This window comes from Halomonas sp., assembly GCF_014859505.1.
Taxonomy (GTDB): Bacteria; Pseudomonadota; Gammaproteobacteria; order Pseudomonadales; family Halomonadaceae; genus Halomonas.
Window position 1 is genome coordinate 1 of record NZ_JACUUD010000193.1, and the last position, 3996, is coordinate 3996.

The 3996-nt window shown below is 63.8% G+C and carries 3 protein-coding genes; all 3 read left to right on the plus strand.

Going from position 1 to position 3996, the window contains the following annotated elements:
- Positions 1 to 1145: OmpP1/FadL family transporter (locus IBX53_RS15130; protein ID WP_290910905.1), on the plus strand; the 1145-nt coding region annotated here is incomplete at its 5' end.
- 241 nt (positions 1146 to 1386) lie between these two features.
- Positions 1387 to 2485 (plus strand): peptide chain release factor 2 gene (gene prfB / locus IBX53_RS15135; RefSeq protein ID WP_367171620.1). Its coding sequence is split into 2 segments (ribosomal slippage): positions 1387 to 1461 and positions 1463 to 2485, totalling 1098 coding nucleotides; the frame shifts between segments, so codons are not numbered across the junction.
- Between the two features lie 4 nt (positions 2486 to 2489).
- Positions 2490 to 3996, plus strand: a 1507-nt coding sequence (lysS, locus tag IBX53_RS15140) for a lysine--tRNA ligase (protein WP_290910907.1), incomplete at its 3' end; no start/stop codon positions are given.

Consider the following 3996-nt stretch of genomic DNA (forward strand, 5'->3'; position numbering starts at 1 on the left):
CCATCGTCTTCGGCAACCCGGCCGGCATGTCGTTCCTGGATCGTGCCCAGGTGACGGCCGGCGGGACTTATCTGAACGTCAATACCGATATCAAGAATGCCGAATACACGCCGACGCTTCCCGGAACCGGAGGGAGCACTTCCGAGGGTGACATGGTGCCAGGCACCCTTATCCCTTTTGCCTTCTATGCACACCCGGTCAATGATCAGCTGGCATTCGGCTTCGGGGTCTATGCACCGTTTGGCTCAAAGACGGAGTATGAGGACAGTTTTGCCGGCCGTACCTTCGGCACGCGCACAGAAGTCACTGTGATGAGCGCCCAGCCGACGGTGTCCTATCGCTTCAATGAACAGTGGGCGGTGGGAGCTGGTGTGTCCTACAACCGCGTGGATGGGAAGCTCTATCGTAATGCACCCGCAGCCCCGGGAGTTGAGCTGGATTCGAGGGTGGAGGGTGATGACGAGGCCTGGGGCTACAACCTGGGTGTGATCTATCAGCCAATTCCTGAGACAACGCTGGGTCTAACCTATCGCTCCAAAGTAAGTTATACCCTCGAAGGCGACTTCCGGGCCACAGCTCCCGATGGCTCCATTGCGTCCCGGCCGGTAGATACGCCTATGGGCACTGTTCAGGTTCCGCTTCAAGATAAGGCCAGCCTCGACCTGACAACGCCTGAGACTGTGAACTTCTCTATTACTCAGCAGATGTCCGATAACCTGAAACTGATGGCAGGGGCCTCCTGGGCGCGCTGGAGTCGTTTCGACAAGATTCTGGTAGAGGGTGAGAATCTTGGAGAAATTACCAATGAGCCGCAGAACTACTCCAACGCCTGGGCGTTTGCCGTGGGTGGTGAGTACCAGTTGAATCCGCAGTTGGCACTGCGTGCCGGTGTGACGATCGACAATACTCCGACCAATGACATCGACCGCAGCGTACGCATCCCCTCTGATGACCGTCGCATCTTCTCCATCGGCGCCGGCTGGAGCCCGACGGACGATCTGACCCTTGACCTTGCCTATTCCTACCTGACTGAGAGGGGGACTCGTATTGAGCAGGGTGGCCCAACAGATCCTCGCGGGCAGTTTGGAGCCGACTACAAGAACGAAGCCCACGGCTTCGGCGCCCAGCTGACCTACCGCTTCTGAGCGGCAGCCAGCCAGGCGTGCCCAGGGAACCCGGCTTCGGCCGGGTTCCCTGCGTCTGGGCGGGGGAACGGGGCAACCCCGGCGGATGCGGCGTGGCGCCAGGTTCGCTACAATGCTCCCCCTCAGCACAAGCCCTTTAGCACAAGCCCTTTAGCACAAGCCTATCCGTGCCGCCGGGGCGCCGGTTCCATACCAGCGCCGCGGCGGTCGCTTTTCCACCGCAGATTCAGGCGAGCAAGCCATGCTGGAAACCAATCCGATTCACAATCTCATCAAGGACCTGTCTGAGCGGACAGACGTCCTGAGGGGGTATCTTTGACTATGCCGAGAAGAAGGATCGGCTAGAGGAAGTCACCCGCGAGCTCGAGGACCCGGCCATCTGGAACGATCCGGACTATGCCCAGAAGCTCGGCAAGGAGCGCGCCACGCTGGAAACCATCGTCCGGACCATCGACGAGCTGAACCAGGGCCTGGCGGATAGCCGCGACCTGCTGGAGCTGGCCGAGATGGAGGAGGACGAGGCCACCGTCGAGGAGGTCCAGAAGGAGCTTGGCGGCATGCAGGCCAGACTCGAGAAGCTCGAGTTCCGCCGCATGTTCTCCGGCGAGATGGACCCCAACAACGCCTACCTGGATATCCAGTCGGGTTCCGGCGGCACCGAGGCCCAGGACTGGGCCAACATGCTGCTGCGCATGTACCTGCGCTGGGCCGAGCACCACGGCTTCAAGGCCGAGATCATCGAGCTCTCCGCGGGCGAGGTGGCGGGCATCAAGTCGGCCACGGTGCATATCCAGGGTGACCACGCCTTCGGTTGGCTGCGTACCGAGACCGGCGTGCATCGCCTGGTGCGCAAGAGCCCGTTCGACTCCGGGGGCCGTCGCCACACCTCCTTCTGCTCGGTGTTCCTGTCACCCGAGATCGACGACAGCTTCGAGGTCGAGATCAACCCGGCGGACCTGCGCACGGATACCTATCGCTCCAGCGGCGCCGGCGGCCAGCACGTCAACACCACCGACTCGGCGGTGCGCATCACCCACGAGCCCTCCGGCATCGTGGTGGCCTGCCAGAGCCAGCGCAGCCAGCATGCCAACCGCGACTTCGCCATGAAGCAGCTCAAGGCCAAGCTGTGGGAGATGGAGATGGACAAGCGCAACGCCGCCAAGCAGGAGGCGGAGGATTCCAAGTCCGATATCGGCTGGGGCAGCCAGATCCGCTCCTATGTGCTGGACGACCAGCGCATCAAGGACCTGCGCACCGGCGTGCAGTCCAGCAACTGCGACAAGGTGCTGGATGGTGATATCGACCAGTTCATCGTCGCCAGCCTCAAGCAAGGATTGTAACGATATGGCCAATGAGAGCCCCTTCTCACAACATGACGAGAACCGCCTGATCGCCGAGCGCCGCGCCAAGCTGGCCGCGCGCCGCGAGCGGGCCGCCGAGCGCGGCGAGAGCGCCTTCCCCAACGACTTCCGCCGCGACAGCCATGCCGCCGAGCTGATCAATGAGCTGGGCGACAGGGAGAAGGACGAGCTGGAGGCGCTGGACCGGCAGGCCAGCGTGGCGGGGCGCATCATGCGCAAGCGCGGGCCCTTCGTCGTCATTCAGGACGTCAGCGGGCAGATCCAGCTCTACGTCGACAAGAAGGGGCTGCCGGCGGACACCCTCGAGGAGATCAAGGGCTGGGACATCGGCGACATCGTCGCGGCGCGCGGCCCGGTGCACAAGTCCGGCAAGGGCGACCTCTACGTGATGATGGTGGAGGCGAAGCTGCTCACCAAGAGCCTGCGCCCGCTGCCGGACAAGTTCCACGGCCTCACCGATCTCGAGGCGCGCTACCGCCAGCGTTACGTGGACCTGATCATGAACCCGGACTCGCGCCAGGTGTTCGAGACCCGCGCGGCGGTGATCAGCACCATGCGCCGCTTCTTCGAGGCCCGCGGCTACATGGAGGTGGAGACCCCCATGCTGCAGCAGATCCCCGGCGGCGCCACCGCGCGGCCCTTCGTCACCCACCACAACGCGCTGGACCAGGACATGTACCTGCGCATCGCGCCCGAGCTCTATCTCAAGCGCCTGGTGGTGGGCGGCTTCGAGAAGGTCTTCGAGATCAACCGCAACTTCCGCAACGAAGGGCTCTCCACTCGGCACAACCCCGAGTTCACCATGATCGAGTTCTACCAGGCCTACGCGGACTACCACGACCTGATGGACCTCACCGAGGAGATGCTGCGGACGATCACCCGGGAGGTGCTGGGCACCACCACCGTGGTCAACACCGTGCGCAACAGCGAAGGCGAGGTGCTCGAGCACTACGAGTACGATTTCGGCCAGCCGCTCAAGCGGATCACCGTGTTCGACTCGATCCTCGAGGTCAACCCGGACATCCACGCCGAGGCGCTGGCCGACGAGTCCGCCGCGCGCCAGATTGCCGAGCGCCTGGATATCGACGTCAAGGATGGCTGGGGCCTGGGCAAGATCCAGATCGAGATCTTCGAGAAGACCGTGGAGCACCGCCTCAAGCAGCCCACCTTCATCACCGAGTACCCCACCGAGGTGAGCCCGCTGGCGCGGCGCAAGGACGCCAACCCCTTCGTGACCGAGCGCTTCGAGTTCTTCGTGGGCGGGCGCGAGATCGCCAACGGCTTCTCGGAGCTCAACGACGCCGAGGACCAGGCCGAGCGCTTCCGCGAGCAGGTGGCGGAGAAGGAGGCCGGCGACGACGAAGCGATGTACTTCGACGCCGACTACGTGCGCGCCCTGGAGGTCGGCCTGCCGCCCACCGCGGGCGAGGGCATCGGCATCGACCGCCTGGTGATGCTGCTGACCGACAGCGCCTCGATCCGCGACGTGC